Raw genomic sequence first — 4917 nt, 5'->3', positions numbered from 1 at the left:
GCCTTGACAGGGGCGGTGGGGTGCTCTCACTTGGGGGGATGCTCGCCCTCGCCCTTGCCGCCACCCTGGCGGCCGCACCCGCGCCCCGCGTCGCCGCCTCCACGGTGACGGTCCTCCACGTTCCTCGGTTCGACCAGCTCCAGGGGCTGACCGCGTTCATGACGCGGGCGGGGGCGTCCTCGCAGATGCTCAACCCCGCGTCGTGGCAGGGGGAGCTGCACCCGTTCCTGATACTGGACCCGACGCGGCCGGATTCGCTGGATGCGCTGGGCATCGACGCGACGGGGCCGCTGTCCGTGTCCATCCGGCAGGACGGCCGCCTGTCGTGCACGCGGGTGAAGGACCCGAAGGCGTTCCAGGATGCGTCCGCGAACGTGCTCGCGCGCAACGGCGACGTGAAGGCGGGCACGGTGAAGGGCGTGACGACGCTGCGCGCGCCCACGGGCCTGGGCGGCTACGCGGGCTACGTCATCAAGGGCCAGGAGGCGTGCGCCTTCGTGAGCGCGGACGCGGATGAAGCCCTGCGCAAGGAGGCCACGAAGCTCGTCACGAAGGCCCCGGCAGCGGATGCGCGGATGGGCGCGGTGCCGGGCGTGCTGTACGTGGCCACGCAGCAGGGCGTGATGGGCCTGGACGGCACGGCCAACGGGCTGAAGGTGGAGGGCACGGCGACGAAGCTGCCGTTGCCGCCCTTCCAGTCCCAGGGCACGAGCCCCTACGGCGCGATGGCGCCCACGGGCCTGCTGTTCTCCCGAGCGCAGGTGGCGCCCACGGGCGTGGCGCAGGCAACGGGGTCGATGCGGAGCGTGGCGCGGACGGTGTGCCCCGACTGCGACGAGGCCCAGGTGAAGGGCGTGACGGACGCGCTGGCGAAGCAGCTCACCGGGAACATGTTGTTCGCGGTGGATTCGGTGCAGGTGAAGGGCTCGCTGCGCAAGCCGGAGGTGCGGTTCTTCGCCGCGAAGCAGGCGCTGGCGGCGGAGGTGCTGGACGCGGCGGCGGTGAAGGCCGCGCTGGCCCCGTTGACGCAGCTTCCGGGCGCGAAGGTGCTGGAGGACGGCTACACCCTGGAGGCGAAGGGCGGCCGCATCTACGTGCGGCTCAAGGGCAAGCACCTGGTGGTGGGCAATGATTCGACGGTGACGCAGGCGGTGATGACGTCGCTGCCGGAGAAGGGCGCGCCGCTGGCAAGGGCGGTGGAGTTCACGCTGGATCCGAAGAAGCTGGCGCGAGGCCTGTCGCAGGTGTCGCTGATGGACGTCATGGGGGATGAGACCCTGGCGGCCTTCTTCGGCGCGAGCACGGAGCTGGGCCCGCTGCTCGCCAAGAGTGAGCGCATCACGGGGTGGCTGGACAGCGCGCCCAATGGCTCACACCGGTTCTCGGTGAACTGGACGCTGCCGGAGAAGCCCTAGAACGTGGCACGCGCGCACGACGAGGCTTCCGTGAAGGTGTTTGATCAGTACGGCGTCTGGGAGGCGGACGTGGAGGCCGCGATCCTCAAGCTGGAACCCGCCCTGGGCATCCCCTTCAAGCCGCACAACAGCACCTACCTGGGAGGGGACTACTACCTGGCCAAACACCAGGGCGGAGAACTCGCCCTGCGCCCCAACTACCTCGACTTCACGAAGTCCTGGGTGGTGCCTGAACACAAGGCGTTCAGGACGCTGCTGCTGGTGAGCAACATCCAGGACCCTGATGCAGTGCAACGCCTGCTCAAGGAACGATGCGGAGGCAGCGTCGTGTGGCTCAGGAGAGATGCGATTACAGGCCGTAAAAGCGAACTCCTCTTCAAGTTGGAGGGGCTCAGCGTCTAGGTTCACCCGGAGGGCACGACCCCGAGCGAATGGAGGGTGCAGTCCTTCGCAAGCAATTCCCAGACACCATCGTCACTGGGGACGACGTAGTGGCGCAGCTCTCCGAGGATGGGCGCGCCCTCCTGCTTCGCCGCGGTCACCACCTCCGTGCACCAGTCCGAAGGCTCGACGCGGAGCACCGACTTTCGATAGTCGCCCTGCACGTACAGCGCGCTGCGGTCCACGAGCACGGAGGGCACGTAACGGTGGCCAACGACCGCGCGGAACACCAGCAGCACACGGGGCCCATTGAAGGTATCGAGTTCCATCGTGAGGCGCATGCCCTGGGAATTGAACGTGACCCGTTCGCAGGGAGCGTCATCGAATTCAAGGTTCCCAAACACGCAGGTGATGGCCATCAAGCCCTCCTTGGCCCATTGAATCCGTTGGCGCAAGGGGCTCAGCCCTTCAGCCAGAGCCCATGCCGGGAGCCGCGCTCCTCGGCAGCCGCACGGTGAACGTGGTGCCGGCTTCCGCGGTGGACTGGACGTCGATGTGGCCCCCGTGCGCATCCACGATGGACTGCACGATGTAGAGGCCCAGGCCCACGCTGCGGCCCGCCTTGTCGATGTCCGCCGTGCCCCGTTGCAGCGGCTGGAAGAGGACCCCCAGCCGTTCGGGCGGAATCGGCGCGCCCTGGTTGTGCACCGACAGCACCACCGCGTCCCCTTCCGCTCGCGTCGCCACCCGGACCGGCGTGTCCTCCGGGCTGTATTTGAGCGCGTTGGTGATCAGGTTCTGCACCACCTGCGACAACCGGTCCGGATCCCACTGCCCCCGCCCCTCCCCTGACCGGACCACCCGCAGCTCCCGGTGCGGGTAGGCCGCCTCCACCTCGTCCACCACGCTGCGCGCCAGCTCGTGCAGGTCCGTTGGCCGCCGCTCGATGCGGATGCCTCCGCCCAGCCGCGCCTGCGTGAAGTCCAGCAGGTCCTTCACCATGCGCGTGGCCCGCTCCGCCGCGTTCTGGATGCGCGTCACGCTCTTGCGGCTGCGCTCGTCCAGGTCCTCGCGCCGCGCCATCGCGGAGACCCCCAACTGGATGGCCGACAGCGGGTTGCGCAAATCGTGGCTCACGATGCCAATCAGGTGCTGCTCGAACTCCGCCTGGCGCTTGACCGCGACCTCCAGGCGACGCTGCACCGTGATGTCCTGGAGGAGCGCGATGTAGCCATCCGCCTTCCCTTCCGGGTCCCGGTAGGGATTGAAGGTCACCCGCACATCCCGGGTCCCCCCCAGGCGATAGGGCACGCCGTGCTGTTCGAAGGAGAAGCTCTCTCCCGCCAGCCCCCTTTGCACATACGGCCCCAGCACCGCGTAGGCCGCCTCCCCGATGACCTCCCGGATGGAGCGCCCGAGCAGCTCTTCGCGCGTGTGGCCGAACCAGTCCTCGTAGGCCTTGTTGGCGAAGCCGTAGCGCTCCTCCCCGGTCACCAGCGAGACGAGCAGCGGAATCCCATCCGTCACCTGGCGAAGTTGGGCCTCTCCCGCCCGGACCTTCTCCGCCAGGGCCTCCGCGCGATGCCGTGCCTGCACCGGCTCCGTGATGTCGAAGCCGAAGACGACGATGCCATCCACCTGCCCCTGGGCGTTCCTCAACGGTTGGTAGACGAAGTCGACGTACGCGTCCTCCAGCACGCCCTGGCCCGTGCGCTCGAAGCGCACGAAGGTCTCCCGCCCGATGTGCGGCGTGCCCGTCGCGTAGACCTCATCCAGCAACTTCACGAACCCCTGGGGCACCAGCTCCGGCAGCGCCTGCGCGACGGGGAGACCGAGCAGCTTGCGCTCGGTGCCGACGTGCCGCTGGTAGGGCGGGTTGAGGGCCTCGTACACATGCTCGGGACCGTTCAGCAGGGCGACGAAGGCAGGCGCGTTCTCGAAGAGGCTGAGCAACCGGTTGCGCGCCGCCTCCACCTCCGCCAGCAGCTTCTCGCGCTCCGCGTCCGCCTGCTTGCGCGCGGTGATGTCGGTGACGGTTCCAGTGAGACGCGCGGGGCTTCCATCCGGGCCGGGGAGGATCTGCCCCCGGGCCTCCACCCACCGGACGTCCTGGGACGGGAGCGAGGGCAAGAGCCGGTGCTCGACCTGGAACTGGCCGCCATTGCGACCCGCCCTGGCGTCCTCGAACGCATGGAGGACCCGGGCCAGGTCCGCCGGGTGACAGGCCCGCGTCCCCTGCTCGAAGGTGAAGGGCCCTTCTTCGGACAGGCCGAGGATGCCCCGGAAGCGGGAATCCGCCTCCCCCTCCCCGGTGCCCAGGTCCAGACGGAAGCTGCCCGCGGCCAGCCCTTCCACGACGACGCGCAGGCGCGCCTCGTTCTCCACCACCGCCTCCGCGCGCTGCTGGTGCTCCAACACCGCCTCGGTGATGACGGCGGAGAAGAAGTCGGAGAGGACACGCACCTCGCGCAGCGTCACCGCCAGCCGGTGCGCTTCCGCCAGGTCCAGGACGAGCCCGCGCAGGAGGTCGTACTCGTGGATGAGCACCTCCAGGTTGAAGCCGATGCGGTGGCGCTGGTGCCCGTGCTCCCGAGCGGTCGGATTGCTCGCCGGGACGGCGCCATGTCGCAGACAGGAGATGAGCTCGCGCAGCACCTCCGGAATGTGGTCGCGCAGCTCGGATTCGGAGCGCGTCTCCGGAGCCAGGTGCTCCTGGAGCCGCTCGGTCCAGCGTCGCACCAGCGGCTCCCGCTCGGCTTCAATCAGCGCCGCGAGCTCACTCACGGCCCCTCCCCGATGGCAGCGAACAACCTCGGCACGCGGCTCCTCCCCAGGCCTCCAGGTCCCCGGCGCGACGGATGGCTTCTCCACGGGCGGCGGGCGTCATGTCGTCCACAACCTACCCGCCACATGCGGTCATGGCGACCGTTGCAGCCCCCACGCTCCGCCCGCCCGAGCCACGGCGCTGCTCACGCCGGACGCTCGCGCTGCCAGCCCGGCCGGGTGCCCGTCCGCTCCGCGTCCTGCTCCGCCCGCGTCATCACCGAGGCGGTGTTGGAGCACCAGCAGCGCGCGGAGGCGGTGGTGGAGAACGAGGCGCGCCTGCGCGTCGTCGTGGAAG

The 4917-nt window shown here is 69.5% G+C and carries 4 protein-coding genes; 2 read left to right on the top strand and 2 right to left on the bottom strand.

Annotation, left to right across the window (positions count from 1 at the left end; translation table 11 throughout):
- On the top strand, positions 1 to 1415 hold a 1415-nt coding region (locus D7V88_RS38915), incomplete at its 5' end, for a hypothetical protein (protein WP_341870755.1).
- A 3-nt stretch (positions 1416 to 1418) separates the two neighbouring features.
- On the top strand, positions 1419 to 1817 hold the full coding sequence (locus tag D7V88_RS38910) for a hypothetical protein (protein ID WP_120545584.1): 399 nt from the start codon (positions 1419 to 1421) through the stop codon (positions 1815 to 1817).
- Between the two features lie 2 nt (positions 1818 to 1819).
- On the opposite strand, the gene D7V88_RS38905 is transcribed toward D7V88_RS38910, so the two are convergent.
- Both D7V88_RS38905 and D7V88_RS38900 read right to left on the bottom strand, forming a co-directional pair.
- Positions 1820 to 2137, bottom strand: a complete 318-nt coding sequence (locus D7V88_RS38905; RefSeq protein WP_147449063.1) for a hypothetical protein — start codon at positions 2135 to 2137, stop codon at positions 1820 to 1822.
- Positions 2138 to 2264: 127 nt separating this feature from the next.
- Positions 2265 to 4580, bottom strand: coding sequence for a PAS domain-containing protein (locus D7V88_RS38900; RefSeq protein ID WP_158625256.1), 2316 nt, complete (start codon positions 4578 to 4580; stop codon positions 2265 to 2267).
- Positions 4581 to 4917: the final 337 nt, after the last annotated feature.

The sequence above is a fragment of the Corallococcus terminator genome (assembly GCF_003611635.1).
In the GTDB taxonomy this organism is placed as follows: domain Bacteria; phylum Myxococcota; class Myxococcia; order Myxococcales; family Myxococcaceae; genus Corallococcus; species Corallococcus terminator.
The sequence above is the reverse complement of the archived record's forward strand: the minus strand, read 5'-3'. Positions and strand labels throughout refer to the sequence as shown.

What these genes read in the sequence shown, in the direction of transcription:
- D7V88_RS38905 (WP_147449063.1), bottom strand. Translation starts at nt 2,137, where the DNA reads ATGCGCCTCACGATGGAACTCGATACCTTCAATGGGCCCCGTGTGCTG.